The sequence below is a fragment of the Polaribacter sp. HA6-7 genome (assembly GCF_055693625.1).
Map to the genome: position 1 here is coordinate 2,440,919 of NZ_CM146338.1, position 16,614 is coordinate 2,457,532.

The 16,614-nt window shown below is 30.1% G+C and carries 12 protein-coding genes and 5 pseudogenes; 4 read left to right on the plus strand and 13 right to left on the minus strand.

The genetic code is table 11. From position 1 onward, the window contains the following. The 4 genes and pseudogenes from ACZ1HD_RS13615 (at window position 1) to murI (ending at window position 5,560) form a co-directional block, all read left to right on the plus strand. A pseudogene (locus ACZ1HD_RS13615) lies at window positions 1-743 on the plus strand (isoprenyl transferase). Between the two features lie 7 nt (window positions 744-750). After that, window positions 751-3,306: an outer membrane protein assembly factor BamA gene (bamA, locus tag ACZ1HD_RS13620; protein ID WP_472687738.1), complete on the plus strand. Its 2,556-nt coding sequence runs from the start codon at window positions 751-753 to the stop codon at window positions 3,304-3,306. 63 nt (window positions 3,307-3,369) lie between these two features. Beyond that, window positions 3,370-4,707 (plus strand): OmpH/Skp family outer membrane protein, encoded by a 1,338-nt coding sequence (locus ACZ1HD_RS13625; protein ID WP_472687739.1) that lies wholly within the window; start codon window positions 3,370-3,372, stop codon window positions 4,705-4,707. A 64-nt stretch (window positions 4,708-4,771) separates the two neighbouring features. Next, the gene (murI, locus tag ACZ1HD_RS13630; RefSeq protein WP_472687740.1) at window positions 4,772-5,560 is read left to right on the plus strand and encodes a glutamate racemase; all 789 of its coding nucleotides are present in this window, start codon (window positions 4,772-4,774) and stop codon (window positions 5,558-5,560) included. Here the strand turns inward: murI and ACZ1HD_RS13635 are convergent. The 13 genes and pseudogenes from ACZ1HD_RS13635 to ACZ1HD_RS13695 form a co-directional block, all read right to left on the minus strand. Continuing rightward, window positions 5,557-6,174 (minus strand): type IX secretion system membrane protein PorP/SprF, encoded by a 618-nt coding sequence (locus ACZ1HD_RS13635; RefSeq protein ID WP_472687741.1) that lies wholly within the window; start codon window positions 6,172-6,174, stop codon window positions 5,557-5,559. The genes murI and ACZ1HD_RS13635 overlap by 4 nt on opposite strands. Continuing rightward, entirely contained in the window at window positions 6,113-6,547 is a 435-nt protein-coding gene (locus ACZ1HD_RS13640) for a PorP/SprF family type IX secretion system membrane protein (RefSeq protein ID WP_472687742.1), read from the minus strand. Before ACZ1HD_RS13640 ends, ACZ1HD_RS13635 begins: the two co-directional genes overlap by 62 nt. 128 nt (window positions 6,548-6,675) lie before the next feature. After that, window positions 6,676-7,374, minus strand: a complete 699-nt coding sequence (locus tag ACZ1HD_RS13645; protein WP_340932593.1) for a sulfite exporter TauE/SafE family protein — start codon at window positions 7,372-7,374, stop codon at window positions 6,676-6,678. After that, window positions 7,374-7,820 (minus strand): FixH family protein, encoded by a 447-nt coding sequence (locus tag ACZ1HD_RS13650; RefSeq protein WP_472687743.1) that lies wholly within the window; start codon window positions 7,818-7,820, stop codon window positions 7,374-7,376. The genes ACZ1HD_RS13645 and ACZ1HD_RS13650 overlap by 1 nt, the downstream gene beginning before the upstream one ends. A gap of 7 nt (window positions 7,821-7,827) precedes the next feature. After that, window positions 7,828-9,249, minus strand: a complete 1,422-nt coding sequence (ccoG, locus tag ACZ1HD_RS13655; protein WP_472687744.1) for a cytochrome c oxidase accessory protein CcoG — start codon at window positions 9,247-9,249, stop codon at window positions 7,828-7,830. 37 nt (window positions 9,250-9,286) lie between these two features. After that, complete coding sequence (locus tag ACZ1HD_RS13660; RefSeq protein ID WP_472687745.1) at window positions 9,287-9,769, minus strand: c-type cytochrome; 483 nt, start codon at window positions 9,767-9,769, stop codon at window positions 9,287-9,289. Between the two features lie 3 nt (window positions 9,770-9,772). After that, window positions 9,773-9,895: pseudogene (locus ACZ1HD_RS13665) on the minus strand (cbb3-type cytochrome c oxidase N-terminal domain-containing protein); the annotation flags it as partial. Next, window positions 9,880-10,143: a hypothetical protein gene (locus ACZ1HD_RS13670; protein WP_472687746.1), complete on the minus strand. Its 264-nt coding sequence runs from the start codon at window positions 10,141-10,143 to the stop codon at window positions 9,880-9,882. The gene ACZ1HD_RS13670 and the pseudogene ACZ1HD_RS13665, both read right to left, overlap by 16 nt. A gap of 12 nt (window positions 10,144-10,155) precedes the next feature. Next, window positions 10,156-10,323, minus strand: coding sequence for a CcoQ/FixQ family Cbb3-type cytochrome c oxidase assembly chaperone (locus ACZ1HD_RS13675; RefSeq protein ID WP_340932584.1), 168 nt, complete (start codon window positions 10,321-10,323; stop codon window positions 10,156-10,158). Between the two features lie 5 nt (window positions 10,324-10,328). After that, window positions 10,329-12,522: pseudogene (gene ccoN, locus ACZ1HD_RS13680) on the minus strand (cytochrome-c oxidase, cbb3-type subunit I). A 10-nt stretch (window positions 12,523-12,532) separates the two neighbouring features. Next, window positions 12,533-12,709, minus strand: coding sequence for a cbb3-type cytochrome oxidase assembly protein CcoS (gene ccoS / locus ACZ1HD_RS13685; protein ID WP_077810081.1), 177 nt, complete (start codon window positions 12,707-12,709; stop codon window positions 12,533-12,535). Window positions 12,710-12,791: 82 nt separating this feature from the next. After that, window positions 12,792-14,155, minus strand: a pseudogene (gene hemN / locus ACZ1HD_RS13690) (oxygen-independent coproporphyrinogen III oxidase). Between the two features lies 1 nt (window position 14,156). Further along, a pseudogene (locus tag ACZ1HD_RS13695) lies at window positions 14,157-16,529 on the minus strand (heavy metal translocating P-type ATPase). Between the last annotated feature and the right edge of the window lie 85 nt (window positions 16,530-16,614).

Consider the following 16,614-nt stretch of genomic DNA (forward strand, 5'->3'; position numbering starts at 1 on the left):
ATGGATAAAAAACTACGTATCGATTTACAAAGAGTTCCAAAACACGTTGCCATAATTATGGATGGCAATGGCCGATGGGCAAAAGGTAAAGGAATGAATAGGATTTTTGGTCATAGAAATGCACTTAACGCAGTAAGAGACTCTGTTGAAGCTGCAACAGAAATTAATATAGAAGCAATTACTTTATACGCTTTTTCTACAGAAAACTGGAACAGACCAAAGTTAGAAGTAGACTCATTAATGACTTTATTAGTTAATTCTTTAAAAAAGGAATTACCAACTTTTATGAAAAACGGAGTTAAGGTAAATGCTGTAGGATTAATAACAAGTCTTCCTAAAAAAGCACAAAAAGCTCTTAAAGAAGTATTTGAAGAGACAAAAAACAATTCTAGAATCGTATTAACTTTGGCTTTAAGTTATGGTTCTAGAGAAGAAATTGTTAATACAATTAAAAATATATCTAAAAAAGTTGTTAATAAAGAACTTAATTTAGAAGAAATAGATGAAAATACTATAAATAATCATTTATATACATTTAATTTGCCGGACGTTGATTTAATGATAAGAACTAGCGGAGAACAACGCATTAGTAACTTCTTATTGTGGCAGTTGGCATATGCCGAACTATATTTTACAGATGTACTTTGGCGGATTTTAGAAAAGAGCATTTTTATGATGCAATTATAGATTACCAGAATAGAGAACGAAGATTTGGAAAAACAAGCGAACAAATTACAGAATAAATTTTTTATGAAATTATTTTCTGCAGCAATAGTGTTTACAGCACTATTTTCTACTTACAGCGCAAATGCTCAAGTTAAAAAAGATAGTATATCTATAATTAAAAAGGATACCATATCCACTAAAAAAGCTTCGTTCGTTAAAGGACAAGAATACATTTTAGGCGGTATTACTGTAACTGGTCTTCAAAAATTTAGCGAAGAAACAGTTCGAGTTTTTACAGGATTAAGATACGGGCAGACAATAAAATTGCCTGGAGACAAGCTTACAAGTGCTATTAAAAAACTTTATGAAAGTGACCAATTTAGTGATGTAGATGTCTATTTAGCAAAAATTGATGGTAATACAGTATACCTGCAATTAGATGTACAAGAATTACCTCAGCTAAATCAAGTTAAAATAAACGGAATTAAGAAGTCTAAAGCCAAAGAACTTTTAAAAGAAACCGAATTAAAACTTGGTAAAATGGTAACAGATAACTTGTTAGTTACCTCTAAAAATTATTTCAGAAAAAAATATACAGATAAAGGATTCTTAAAAACAAAAGTATCTTTAGATGTTCAAAAAGATACTTCGGATATTAATATCGTAAACATGTCTGTGTTTATAGATAAAGGGAAAAAAATTAAAATTAAAGATATCAACTTTAATGGAAATGACGCTATTTCAAATAAAAAATTAAGAGGTGCCATGAAAAACACCAAAGAGAAATTTTTTGGTCGTTTACGGAAAGGATCTAAATATATAGAAGAAGATTATCAAGAAGATTTAGAAAGCATTTTAGATCTTTATAGCAGACAAGGTTATAGAGATGCTCGTATTTTAAAAGAAGGAATTTCTTGGAATGATGATAATACAATAGACATTAATATCGATTTAGAAGAAGGTAGACAATATCGTTTTGCAGAAATATTATTTGTTGGAAATAAAGAGTATACAGACGAGCAATTACAGCAAGTCTTAAGGATTGAAAAAGGAGACATTTATAACGGTGCTGTTTTAAAAGAACGTGTTAGCGGAGACGGAAGCCCTACTTCTTTTGATATTTCTTCGGAATACCAAAACAACGGTTACTTATTCTCTCAAATTAATGCAGTAGAAACTAAAGTAGAAAACGATTCTATTACAGTAGAAATTAGAATTAGAGAAGACGAAAAAGCAAGAATTAAAAAGGTTACTGTTTCTGGTAATGACAAAACAAATGATCATGTAATTTTTAGAGAATTACGTGTAAAACCAGGAGATTTATTTAGTAGAAGAGAAATTATTAGATCTATTAGAGAAATAGGTCAGTTAGGATTTTTTGATCAAAATGTAACACCTGATGTAACGCCAAATTACGGAGATAAAACTACAGACATCAATTTTAACGTAATTGAAAAAGGTGGTAGTCAAATAGAATTACAAGGTGGTTATGGTGGTGGTTCTTTTATAGGAACATTAGGTTTATCTTTTAACAACTTTTCTATAAAAAACATTTTTAATAAAGAAGCTTACAAACCATTACCAACCGGTGACGGTCAAAAATTATCTTTAAGACTTCAATCTAGTAGAACTTTTAACACATATAGTTTTTCTTTTACAGAGCCATGGTTTGGTGGTAAAACTCCAAAATCTTTATCATTTTCTATTTATCAATCAAATCAGTTTCAGTTAGACCCTCAAACTTTTGATGTAGACAGAAGTAGAAAACTAGGTATTACAGGTGCTTCTATTGGTTTAGGACAACGTTTAAAATGGCCAGATGATTTCTTTCAGTTATCACAAACAATTTCTTACCAAAGTTTTCAATTAAAAAATTATGGTTTTAGAGTTGGAGACAATGTTTTAGACAATGGTACATTAAATAACTTATCTTATAATATTAACTTAACAAGAAATTCTTCAGGACCAAGTTTAATTTTCCCAACTTATGGTTCAGAATTTTCTTTCGGAATTAAAGCGACACTTCCATATTCTTTATTCACAGATAAAGATTACAATCAACCAGATAATTTAACTGCAGAAGAGCAAAATGACTTTTTAGCAGATAAATATAAGTGGTTAGAATACTATAAATTAAACGCTAAAGGTAAATGGTATACTTCTTTTACAGATAAATTAGTGTTGATGACGAATGCTGAAATGGGATTCTTAGGATTTTATAGTGATAAACTAGGTCAAACACCATTTGAACGTTACTTTGTTGGTGGAGACGGTATAGCTCAATTTCAGTTAGACGGTAGAGAAACAGTAGGTTTAAGAGGGTATGAAAACAACAGATTATCTTCTATTTCTGGAGGTACTATTTATAATAAATTTCAATTAGAATTAAGGTATTCTATTACAGATTCACCATCTGCATCTATTTATACTTTAGGTTTCTTAGAAGCTGGTAACTCTTATGACAATTTTAGAACATTTAATCCGTTTAACGTAAAAAGATCAGCTGGTTTAGGTGTAAGAATTTTTATGCCTGCATTTGGTTTATTAGGTATCGATTTTGCTCATGGGTTCGATCCATTACCTGGTCAAATAGAAAAATCCGGTTGGCAAACACATTTTATTATCGGAAGACAATTCTAAGAAAACTGTACATTTGTTAAGACTAAAGTTTTTTTGGCATGGTTTTTTCTAAATACTAAACGAATGAAAAAAATATTTTTATTTACAGTTCTTTTATTTACAGTTAGTATTTCTTGCGCTCAAAGAAATCAAATTATTGCCTACATAGATATGGAATACATTCTAGAAAATGTTCCTGAATATCTTGAAGCACAAAATACTTTAGACGAAAAAGTAGTAAAGTGGAGACAAAAATTAGATAAAGAAGCAAGATTTATTGAAGTACTAAAAACTGATTTAGCAAACGAAAAAGCTATTCTTACAAAAGATCTTATAGAAGAAAAAGAAGAAGAAATAGCATTAAAACAAGACGAATTAAGAAGATTAGAATCTTTGTATTTTGGACCTAAAGGCGATATGTTTTTATTAAGAAAACAATTAGTAAAACCTATACAAGACCAAGTTTACAATGCAATACAAAGTATTTCTGCTAGAAAAAAATACGATTTTGTTTTTGATAAATCTAGTGAATTAGTAATGCTATATTCAAATAAAAAATACGATATTAGCGACCTCGTTTTAGCAACTATTGATAGAACAAGATTAGTAGATCAAAAAAATGCTAAAAAGAAGCAAGCAAGTGCGCCAAAAGAATTAACAGATAAACAAAAAACTGCAATCGCTAAAAAAGAAGCAGCAATTGCAAAAAAACTATCTGATAAAGAAGCGAAGCAAAAATTAGCAGAAGAGAGAAGACAAGCACTGTTAAAGAAAAGAGACGAAAAAAGAGAGTTGCTTAGAAAAAGAAAGAAGCGCTTAGAAAGAAAAAAGAAGACGCAAAGAAAGAGCAAGAAAAACAAGAGAATAATAATTAAATTAAAAACAAGAATGAAAAATTTTAAAACATTACTATTAATTGCTGTATTTACTTTAGGAGTAGCTGGTGTTGCGAATGCACAAAAAATAGGTCATGTAGATTACCAAAGAGTTATAGATAATATGCCAGAAACAAGAGCATTATCTACTACTTTAGAAAAATTAGGTAAATCGTACCAAAATGAAATTGAAGGTTTAAAGAAAAAGTTAGAAGCTAAAGTTCAAAAATATACTGCTGAGCAAGCAACACAAACAGAAGCTACTAACAAGCAAAGAGCACAAGAAGTACAAGTAGACAAGGCAAGATTTGATCAAGCACAACAAGCTGCTTACCAAGAAATGCAAAAGAAACAAGCAGATGGTTTAAAGCCAATTGTAGAAAAAGCTGAAAAAGCAATTGAATCTGCTGCTGCATCTAAAGGAATTTTATATGTTCTTGATGCTAAAAGTTTAATCGTAAAAAAAGGAGAAGATTTATATAGTGCTGTAAAAGCTAAATTAGGTTTATTAAAAGATTTACCAAAGCCACAACAAGCAAGACAATAATTTCTACTTTTTAAATTATATAAGAAACCTACTTTTTTAAGTAGGTTTTTTTATTTTTACGCATATGATATCTAACAATAATCCTATTGGTTTTTTTGATTCTGGTGTTGGTGGCACATCAATATTAAAAGAAGTGATAACGCTTTTGCCTTTTGAAAATACAATCTATCTTTCCGATAGTAAAAATGCTCCTTACGGTCAAAAAACCAAAGAAGAAATTATTGCATTGTGTATTAAAAATACTGAATTTTTATTAGCTAAAAATTGTAAAATAATTGTTGTTGCTTGTAATACTGCCACAACAAATGCCATTGATTTTTTAAGAGACAAATATGCAATTCCTTTTATAGGGATAGAACCTGCTATAAAACCCGCTGCTTTAATTACAAAAACTAAAATTATAGGAATTTTAGCAACAAAAGGAACGCTAAACAGTACTTTGTTTGAGAAAACATCTAAAACTATATCTAAAGATATTACGATTAAAGAAACGATAGGTAAAGGACTTGTAGAACTAATAGAAGCCGGAAAATTACATTCAGAAGAAATGAATGATCTACTTCTTCAATACCTGAATCCTATGATTAAAAATGATATCGATTCTTTGGTGCTTGGTTGTACTCATTATCCTTATTTAATACCTCAAATTAGAAAAATTGTTGGATCTAAAATTAAAATTATAGATTCTGGCGAAGCAGTTGCCAAACAAACGAAAGCTATTTTAGAGAAAAACAATCTAATTAAAAAAGATGCTAAAAAAGCATCTCATATTATTTACATCAACAAAGATAAGACTGCATTAAAGAATTTAATTGTTAATGATAATATAGAAGTGATAGAAAAAGATTTCTAAAAGCTACCGTAACTTGCATTTATATTAGGGCAAGCTGCACCTCTTGGTTCTCTTGTCCATAGGTTAAAACCTATAGAAATTTGATGAAATCCATTCTCTGCGAATAATACATCGTTTAATTGCTTTGTATGCGTGTAAGAAAACATCAAATTCTTATAATTTACACCAATTAAAGGCGAGATGTAAGAAGAGTTATCTTCGCTACTTGCATCAAAATTTCTTCTATAAGATAGTGCTGCCCAAAATTGCGTGTTTTTAAAAGTTTTGTAGGCTTTAAAATTTAGATCTGCAATTCTTTCTTTAGTTCCTTCTCTTATTTGCAACATTACAGAAGGTTCAAATTGTACAAATCTTTCTTGTCCGAAATAATAACCAACGGATAAAATATAATTTCTTAAATCTAAAGGTTCTTGAACATTCAAATTGTTTTTTGCTGTTAAGAATAAGTTTTTAACTGTAAAATAAGAAGACAAACCTCCTCTGTGATAAGCCAAACTAAAATCTGCATTATAGTAACTTGTACTTTCTATAATTTGACTAACAACACCTGGTCTATCTCCGAGAAAATGTTCTTTGATCTGATTGGTTTTGTACAAAAGAAAAAGCCAAACCAAAAGATAATTGTTGAAACATTTTACTCGTGCTCATTGGTAAATGATAAGCATAAGCACCTTGCATACCTTGCTGAGAGTGAAATCCGTTTTTATCATTAAATAAAACCAAACCATAACCAGCATTCGATTCTTCGCCAAATTTGGTATGAAAACTTACCGTTTGTAATGCAGGTGCATTTGGCACACCAATCCATTGCTGTCTTGCAGTTAATCTTAATTTACTAGAATTACCAATACCTGCTGCAGAAGGGTGTACTAAAAAAACATTATCTGATAAGTAATCTGTATAAATTGGTAACGTTTCTTGTGCTTGGTTTTTTATTGAAAATAAAACAATAAATAAAAGACAGATTTTAATACTTGTAAACTTCATTAACCCAATAGCGTTTTTTAAGAAAATCAAATATATTATAAAAATCTTTAAGAATTCTTTGTTCTAATAAGTTTTAACACAGTTAAAAATAAAAAATAATAGTTGTTCTTTAGAAATTATTCAAATATTTAATGGCAACTTGCATTATTAGAAACAATATCTAAAATTGGTTTTGGTGATACATACGGAATACCTAATCCAAGACCTCTAACAATAAATAATAAACCTATAAAAACAACAACATAAGGTATTGCTTTCTGAATTGATTTCTTTAAACTTCCTTTTGCAAAGTTTCCTAAGAAAACAACAGAGGTCATTAACGGCACTGTACCCAAACCAAATAAAAACATATACAAACTACCTTCTAAAGCATTTTTAGTTGCCAAGGCACCAAATAAAGCCATATAAACTAACCCGCACGGTAGAAATCCATTAAGAAAACCTATTGTAAAAAAAGTATCGTTTCTTTTCTTTTTTAACTCTTTACCTAAAGTGTTTTTTAAATGCACTAATAAAGCGTTTACTTTTTTAGAAAATTTAATTTTATGAAAAAGCTTTGGAAAAAGAATAAATAAAATCATGAATACACCAACAATAATTGATATTTGCTGTTGAAATCCGAAGAAATAAAAACCTTTACCCAACAAACCAAACAATAAGCCAATTAATGCATATGTTAACAATCTACCAAAATGATAAATCATAACCTGCAGAAAACCTTTGGTTTTATTTTGCCTATCTATTGGTAGCATAAATGCTATTGGCCCGCACATACCAATGCAATGAAAGCTACCCAATAAACCAAAAATTAGTGCAGATATTAACATTAATATTCTATTTCTTGTTTTACTAAATATTCTTTATCATTGTATTTGAAAGCAACACTAATGTTCCATCGACCACCTAACAAACGTTTCTCAGGCACGAGCAAATATGAATTAGAAATCGAAATAGGAATTTCAAAATCTAATTGTTTATTAGATGGTCTGTATAGGAACACTTTTCCTTGTATCTTTTTAGGGTTAAATATTACAGGAAATACTACTTTTAAATCATTGTTAACTTTTAGAATTTTTACTTTTTCTTTTAAATTATTTGCATTTAGAGTTGCGTTAATTTCATTTTGAAAACCTAATTCTTTCTGATAATATTTTTCTGTAACCAAATCATGGCTATAAGAATTATTTGTACTCATAGTAATAACGAAGTATAAAATAAATCCCATAAAAGCTAAAATTGCTATCACAATTCCTGTTCCCCAATTAAATTTCATAATTTTCTTATTTATAACTTCTAGGTCCTAAAAAACTAGAATTAGCCGTTTCTATTAATTTTCCTTCAGAGTAAACTCCGATTTTTAACTTGTCTTTATCACCTTTCAAAGCTGCTTGATTTATTTCAATAAACAACGTTCCTTCTGCCAAACCTTGTTTTGGAACTACAAAATTTTTATTTGAAACTAATTTTATTTCTCCTTTGTGAGATAACAATTTGTAGCTAACATCTGTAATATCTTTTGTTGTTTTATTTATCACCTTAAACGTATAAACGTTACTGATAATATTGTTTTCTTTATGCTGATACAATTGCCCTGGAAGCCTTAAAATTCTTGCTTCTACGTCGTTTCTTAAAAACAACATTCCTATTAAAATACCAGTTAAAATTAATAAAACAGCAGAATACCCTTTCATTCTTGCTGTAAACTCGAAAGGCTTTTTCTTTGCAATATTATCTTCACTTGCATATCTTATTAATCCTTTAGGCAAACCAACATTTTCCATCATATGGTCGCATTCATCTATACAAGCTGTGCAATTAACACATTCTAGTTGCGTACCATTTCTTATATCTATTCCTGTAGGACAAACAACTACACATTGTTTACAATCGATACAATCTCCTTTACCTAAAGCGTTTCTATCTTCATTTTTTCTGAATTTTGCACGACCATTTTCTCCTTCACCTCTCTTATAATCATATGTAACATTAATAGTTTTATTATCTAACAAAACACCTTGTAACCTACCATACGGGCAAGCAATAATGCAAACTTGTTCTCTAAACCAAGCAAACACAAAATAAAAGACACAAGTAAATATTGTTAATGAAATTAAGGTGCTAATATTATCAAACGGGTTACCAGTTATATAATTTATAAGTGTATCGCTACCAATTAAATATGCTAAAAATACATTTGCTATTAAAAAGGAAATAATAAAAAACACAAACCATTTTAAAAGCCTTTTTCTAATTTTTTCTGCATTCCATGGTTGTTTATCTAAACGGATTTGTTTGCCTCGATCACCATCAATCCAATATTCTATTTTTCTAAAAACCATTTCGAGAAATATGGTTTGCGGACAAATCCATCCGCAGAAAATACGACCAAAAACAACCGTAAAGAGAATTACAAAAACAACACCAACAATCATTGAAATAACTAATAAATGAAAGTCTTGTGGCCAAAAAGGAAATCCGAAAATATTAAATTTTCTTTCTAATACATTAAACAATAAAAATTGGTTGCCATTAATTTTTATAAAAGGTGCAGATAATAAAAAAAGTAATAAAAAATAACTAACGTAAGTTCTGTATTTATAGAAAAATCCGCTTGGTTTTTTAGGAAATACCCAAGAACGCTTTCCCTCATTATTAACAGTCGCAATACTATCTCTAAAATACTCGTTCTTGGGCTTATCCATAAAAATTAACTATTAAATTACTTTTCCTTTTTCTATATTATTCTTCTGTCCAGATTTCTCCTTGTGGTGCTTTAGCAACGGTAGGTGTTGTACCTTGAAGGGTTAGAACATAACTTGCTACTTTTGCAATATCTGCAGTTTTTAATGTTTTATCCCAAGCAATCATTCCTTTACCATCTCTACCACCATTAGAAATAGTTGCAAAGACATTTTTAATTCCGCCACCCAAAATCCAATATTCATCTGTTAAATTTGGTCCAATAGAACCTCCTCCATCTTTTTGATGACAAGAAGCACAGTTTAAATTAAACACTGCTCTACCTCTACTTAAATCTTTAGCATCTGTTAAAAGTGTTACATTTTCTGCTGTAATTAAATCTTTAGCTGTGGCTTTGTATTTGTTTAACGCTGCTTTTGCTTCTGCAACCGCCTTATTATATTCTACCACCTGATTATCGCCATCTAAAACTTCGAATCTTACTAAATAAACAACCGCGAAAATTATGGTTGCATAAAACATATAAATCCACCATGGCGGAAGCGAATTATCTAATTCTCTAATTCCGTCGTAATCATGATCTAAAACTATTTCTTGCTCTTCTTCTATTGCTTTTGCTTTGGTCCAAGATTTTAATAATTTTTGAATCCAAGCATTACTTGGTTCGGCACAATACCATCTTTTTCGTTTTGCAGTTCTGTAGCTCTTTTAATTGCTAATACATTAACAACTTCTTTTAAAACAACTACTAAAACAAAACCAATTAAGGCCAACCAAACCAACGGATTCTCGTAAAAACTAAATGGGTTTTCGTACACCATAAACGATTTTGCAAGCGTTATAAACGTAACAATTACAAAAATTACATATACTGTAGATTGTATAGATTTTTTCATTTTACTAACTTTTTAATTATCTAATGGTATACTGCTTACTTTACTGATATAGTCTTTTTTGGCTGTAAAAACCCACCAAAACAAGGCTACAAAAAAAGTAAAGAATATAACTAATGATATCATTGGATAAATTTCTATACCTGTAATACTCTCTAAATGTCCTTTTAAAAATTTAAACATAATTTCTATTTTTTAGTAGGTTTTTGTTCGTCTTTAACTTTTATATCTGTACCTAAACGTTGTATGTAAGCTATAATCGCTACAATTTCTCTGTTTTTCATTTCTATAAAAGCTTCGCCATTATCTTTTGCATATTTTTTATCAGCTTCATAAGTTTTTGCAAAATCTGGATCTGAATATAGATTTTCTTCAATCTGTGTACCTTGAGCTAACATATTAGCTTGCGCATTTGAAATTTCTTCTTCAGTATATGGTACACCTAAAGTTACCATTGCTTTCATTTTATTTTCTGTATTCGATTTATCTAGCTCGTTTCTTACCAACCATTTATAGGCAGGCATTATAGAACCTTCGGATGTACTTTGTGGATCGTACATATGATTAAGGTGCCAACTATCGTTATACTTCTGCCCTATTCTATGTAAATCGGCCCAGTACGTTTACTTCCCCATAAAAAAGGATGATCGTACACAAATTCACCTGCTTTAGAATACTCGCCATAACGCTCTACTTCACTTCTAAAAGGTCTTACCATTTGCGAGTGACAACCAACACAACCTTCTCTTATGTATAGATCTCTACCTTCTAATTCTAATGGTGTATAAGGTTTTACACTGCTAATTGTTGGTATATTAGATTTTACTAATAAAGTTGGTATAATTTGTACAACACCACCAATTAAAATAGCTACTGTAGCATATAATGTTAATTTAATTGGTTTTCTTTCAATCCAAGTATGCCATCCTTCTCCTTTTGTTCTGTATTTAGAAACTTTAGTTAAAGCTGGTGCTTCTGCTAATTCGTCTGTAACGCCAACACCTGCTTTTACAGTTCTAACAACGTTGTACAACATTACAATTGCACCTACAATAAATAAAGATCCTCCTATGGCACGCATCCAATACATTGGTATAATTTCGTTGACAGTTTCTAGGAAGTTTCCGTAAGTTAATTTTCCGTCCGGATTAAATTGTTTCCACATAGAAGCTTGTACAAAACCTGCTACATACATTGGTAAAGTGTACATTATTATACCCGAGTACCAATCCGAAATGGAAATTTGCCAAACCTGTTGAGTATAATTTAGTTTTAAACATTCTAGGTATTAACCAATACAACATTCCGAAAGTAAAAAACCCATTCCATGCTAATGCACCAACATGTACGTGTGCAATAATCCAATCAGAAAAATGTGCAATTGCATTAACATTTTTAAGAGAAAGCATCGGGCCTTCAAAAGTTGCCATACCATAACCCGTAATTGCAACTACCATAAATTTTAAAACAGGATCTGTTCTTACTTTATCCCAAGCTCCTCTTAATGTTAGCAGTCCGTTTATCATTCCACCCCAAGAAGGCGCTATTAACATTACAGAAAATGCAACACCTAAGTTTTGTGCCCAATCCGGTAATGAAGTATATAATAAATGGTGTGGTCCTGCCCGAGATATAAATAAATATTAAAGACCAAAAGTGTACAATTGATAATCTGTAAGAATAAACAGGTCTGTTTGCTGCTTTAGGAACAAAGTAATACATTAAACCTAAAAACGGAGTTGTTAAAAAGAAAGCAACTGCATTGTGACCATACCACCATTGCACCAAAGCATCTTGCACACCAGCATACACAGAATAAGACTTTAAAAAACCTACTGGTAATGCCAAACTATTAAAAATATGTAAAACAGCTACGGTAACAAAGGTTCCTAAATAAAACCAAATTGCAACATATAAATGTCTTTGTCTTCTTTGTAGAATAGTCCGGATCATGTTTACACCAAAAGCAACCCAAACTAAAGCTATTGCAATATCTATTGGCCACTCTAATTCTGCATATTCTTTAGACGAAGTATAACCTAATGGCAATGTAATTGCGGCAGCTACAATAATTGCTTGCCAGCCCCAAAAGTTAAAATTACTTAAAAAGTTACTTGCCATTCTTGCTTTTAACAAACGTTGTAAAGAGTAATAAACACCTGCAAAAATTGCATTGCCTACAAAGGCAAAAATTACTGCATTTGTATGTAAAGGTCTTAAACGCCCAAAACTTAAACACGAAATTCCGTCTGTTACGTTTGGGAATAAAAACATAAACGCTAGCAATAAACCTACAGAGAATCCTACAATTCCCCAAAGTAATGTTGCGTAGATGAATTTTTTTACGATTTTATTATCGTAATAAAATTGTTGCATTTCCATAATTTAAAATTTAGTCTAAAGTTGATTTTTCTTGTTTTTTTATAATTAGCTCATCATCAAAAAGCATGCGAACAGATGGTGTATACGAATCATCGTATTGCCCTTTTTTAACTGAATAAATAAATGCTATAAAAAATATTAATGCCACTAAAATACTTAGTGTAAGTAGTAAATATATTACGCTCATATCTTGCCTGATAATTGATACAACAAAAATAATATTGATACATTTCTTAAAATATGACATTTGTCATGTTTAAAATTTATCTTTAAATTGTCATAGAAAATAATTGTGTTTTTGGTTTGTTTTTTAACAGATGCACGTCAAAAGCCATACAAATATTTCTAACGAAAGGTCTTGCTTCTTCGGCACAGAAAGTGAATTTTCATTTATCACAACCAATCCGTCATTTTCCATTTCTTTTAGTAAAGTCAAATGGTTTTCTATATTTTTAATTTTTAAAGTATCACCTTCCCAAGAAGTAGAAAAATGACACATAATATTTAAAATATGTTTTCTAATAATTCTATCTTCTTCAGATAAAAGGTGTCCTCTAAAAATAGGAATTTCACCAGAGTTTACTATTTGCTGATATTCTTTTACTGTCTTTGCATTTTGTGCAAAAGCATACCAAGAATCTGAAATTGCAGACATACCTAAACCAACCATTAATTGAGTTTTATTGGCCGTATAGCCCATAAAATTTCTATGCAAAGTTTTATGCTCTGTTGCCTTAAATAAACTATCTGTTTTTAAAGCAAAATGATCCATACCAATTTCTACATAGCCCAAAGCAGCAAAAAGTTCTTTACCTATTTCGTACAGTTCTCTTTTTTCTTCGTTTGCAGGCAAATCATTTTCATTAAAACCTCTTTGCCCTACTCCTTTTACCCAAGGTACATGTGCGTAACTGTAAAAAGAAATTCTATCGGGTTGTAATTCTTTTGTTTTATTAATTGTGTAGATTACATTTTCTTTAGTTTGAAATGGTAATCCGAAAATTAAATCGTGACTAACAGATGTATATCCTATTTCTCTAGACCAATTTGTAACCTTTTTTACCTCTACAAACGGCTGAATTCTATGAATTGCTTTCTGTACTTTTTCATTATAATCTTGCACACCAAAACTTACCCTTCTAAAACCACAATTATATAAAGTTTGTAGTTGCTCTTTGGTTGTGTTACTCGGGTGTCCTTCGAAACTAAATTCTGCATTTTGATGTTTTTTAGAAATCGAAAAAATTCCATTCATTAAATATTCTAAATTTTCTTTTGAGAAAAAAGTTGGTGTTCCACCACCTAAATGCAACTCTTTAATTATTGGCGTTTCATCAACCAAAGCAACATACAATTTCCATTCTTTTAAAACAGTTTCTATATATTCCTCCTCTACTTCATGACGTTTCGTAATGTGCTTATGACACGCACAAAAAGTACATAAACTCTCACAAAATGGTAAATGAATATAAATACTTATTCCTTCGGATGTGTTGCTTTCTTTAAAAGAAATTTTAAAGGAATTTATCCAAACATTTTTATCGATTCCGGCTTTGTTCCAAAAAGGAACTGTTGGATAACTTGTGTACCTAGGACCTGGAATATTATATTTCTGAATTAAAGAATTTTGCATATTATTTTATTTTTTTACCCAAAATATTGGTAGAAATTGTTGTAAAAATTACGATACTAATAGAACTTAAAGGCATTAAAATAGCTGCAATAACGGGCATCAAGTTACCTGTAATTGCAAAACCCAAACCAATTAAATTGTAACATAAAGACAGTAAAAAGCTATACTTTATAATTTTAATAGCCTTTTTAGATGCGTTAATAAACGTTGCTATTTTAGAGAATTTTGATGCATCTAAAATTCCGTCGCAAGCAGGTGAAAAAACATTGATATTTTCTGATAAAGCAATACCTACATCACTCTGAGCCAAAGCGCCAGCATCATTTAAACCATCGCCAATCATAGCCACTTTTTTGTTTTCTTTTTGAAGTTGTGCTATTACATTTAATTTATCTTCGGCTTTTGGTTGAATAAAAGCGTGGTTTCTCTTGGTAGATTTTGTTCTAAGTACAATTTCTCTCCTTCATTATCTCCAGAAACCACAGATAAACTAAATTTATCTTTTAAAGATTTAAATAATCCTTTTACTCCTTTTCTGTAAGAATTTTTAAAAGTAAATTTACCTTTATAAACGCCATTAAAACTGATATAAATTGCTGTATCTAAATTAGAAGACTCACTAGAATTTAGCACGAAATTAGAAGATCCTAATTTTAAAATTTCGTTATTATAAGTTGCTACAATTCCTTTACCAACAAACTCATCGTACTTAGAAATTGGTACTGAATCTAACTTAGAAAATGTATTGTATAAAGTTCTACTTAACGGATGATTAGAAGATCTTAAAGCACTTTTTAAAATTCTTTTTTCGAGAGTATTTAGCGTAGTTCCATCATAAGAAATTGTATTTTCTTTGTGCGTTGTTAATGTACCTGTTTTATCAAAAATTATAGTGTCTATTTTTGCCAACTGCTCTATTACAGTGGCATTTTTTAAATAGAATTTTTGTTTACCAAAAATGCGCAACATATTTCCTAAAGTAAATGGCGCCGCTAATGCTATTGCACAAGGGCAAGCAATTATTAAAACTGCCGTAAAAACGTTTAATGCTTTGTTTACATCTATAAATAACCAAAATAATGTTGCTATAAACGCAATTGCCAAAACTGCAATTGTAAAATTTTTACTAATTCTGTCTGTTATTGTTTTAAAATGCGACTTGTGCTCTTTTTGAAAAACATCGTTACTCCATAACTGAGTTAAATAACTTTGAGAAACCGATGCTAAAACTTCCATTTCTATGCTTCCAGAAATTTGCTTACCACCTGCAAAAAGTTTATCCCGATTTTTTTGAAACCGCTTCTGCTTCTCCAGTAACAAAACTATAATCAATGTCTGCATTTCCGTTTATTAAAATTCCGTCTACAGGTATCAATTCTTCATTTCTAATTAATAATCGATCGCCTTTTTCAACATCATAAATCTGTACGGTTTCTTCTTGATTATCCTTAGTTATTTTTGTGACCGCAATAGGAAAATACGATTTATAATCACGTTCAAAAGACAAGAAATTGTAAGTTTTTTGCTGAAAAAATTTACCTAATAGCAAAAAGAAAACCAAGCCGGTTAAACTATCAAAAAAACCGGTTCCTAAATCGAAAATTATTTCTACAGAACTTCTAATAAATAACACCGAAATACCCAATGCTATCGGCACATCAATATTTAATATTTTAGATCGCAAACCTTTATAAGCAGAAATAAAATAATCCTTACCTGCATAAAAAACTACGGGTAACGAAAAGAAAAACATCAACCATCTAAAAATGTTTTTATACTTTTCTATCCAAAAACCATCGACTTCGAAATACTCCGGAAAAGATAAAAACATTACGTTTCCGAATGCAAAACCCGCAATACCAAGTTTGTAAATTAAGCTTCTATCAATTGCTTTTTTTCCGCTTTCATAATCTTCTAAACTAATGTAAGGCTCGTAACCAATTGCACTTAATAACAGTACAATTTCTTTAATTTTTGTTTTAGCAGAGTTATAAGTAACTCTAACTTTTTTCTTAGGAAAATCTACTTGAGATGCACTAACATGTACGTTTAATTTATGTAAATTTTCTAGAACCCAAATACAAGAACTACAATGAATGTGTGGTATGTAAAGTGATACGATTTCTATATTACCATCAGAAAAATCTAATAATTTTGCTGCGATTTCTTTAGTATCTAAAAAATCGTATTTGCCTTTAATTTCTGAAGGTATTGCCCCAGGATTGTCTTGAAAATTATAATAACACGTTAAATCGTTTTCAGAAAAAATCTCATAAACAGTTTTACAACCGTTACAACAGAAACTTTTATCATCAAACGTAATTAAACTATCATTACAAGAATCGCCACAGTGATAACATTGTGTAGAATTCATATTTACTCTTTTGCCTACTGCAAATTTCTAATAAGAGTGTCTTTTAAAATATGATATTTATCAGGTTTTTACTATTTTTGATTTT

Excerpts from the sequence above, each read along its gene's own strand:
- ACZ1HD_RS13640 (WP_472687742.1), bottom strand. The coding sequence starts at position 6,547 with ATGAAGTTTACAAGTATTAAAATCTGTCTTTTATTTATTGTTTTATTT.
- ACZ1HD_RS13650 (WP_472687743.1), bottom strand. The coding sequence starts at position 7,820 with ATGAAATTTAATTGGGGAACAGGAATTGTGATAGCAATTTTAGCTTTT.
- ccoS (WP_077810081.1), bottom strand. The coding sequence starts at position 12,709 with ATGAGCGTAATATATTTACTACTTACACTAAGTATTTTAGTGGCATTA.
- ACZ1HD_RS13675 (WP_340932584.1), bottom strand. The coding sequence starts at position 10,323 with ATGTTTAAATTTTTAAAAGGACATTTAGAGAGTATTACAGGTATAGAA.
- ACZ1HD_RS13645 (WP_340932593.1), bottom strand. The coding sequence starts at position 7,374 with ATGTTAATATCTGCACTAATTTTTGGTTTATTGGGTAGCTTTCATTGC.
- murI (WP_472687740.1), top strand. The coding sequence starts at position 4,772 with ATGATATCTAACAATAATCCTATTGGTTTTTTTGATTCTGGTGTTGGT.
- ACZ1HD_RS13660 (WP_472687745.1), bottom strand. The coding sequence starts at position 9,769 with ATGTTTTATGCAACCATAATTTTCGCGGTTGTTTATTTAGTAAGATTC.
- bamA (WP_472687738.1), top strand. The coding sequence starts at position 751 with ATGAAATTATTTTCTGCAGCAATAGTGTTTACAGCACTATTTTCTACT.
- ccoG (WP_472687744.1), bottom strand. The coding sequence starts at position 9,249 with ATGGATAAGCCCAAGAACGAGTATTTTAGAGATAGTATTGCGACTGTT.
- ACZ1HD_RS13625 (WP_472687739.1), top strand. The coding sequence starts at position 3,370 with ATGAAAAAAATATTTTTATTTACAGTTCTTTTATTTACAGTTAGTATT.
- ACZ1HD_RS13670 (WP_472687746.1), bottom strand. The coding sequence starts at position 10,143 with ATGAAAAAATCTATACAATCTACAGTATATGTAATTTTTGTAATTGTT.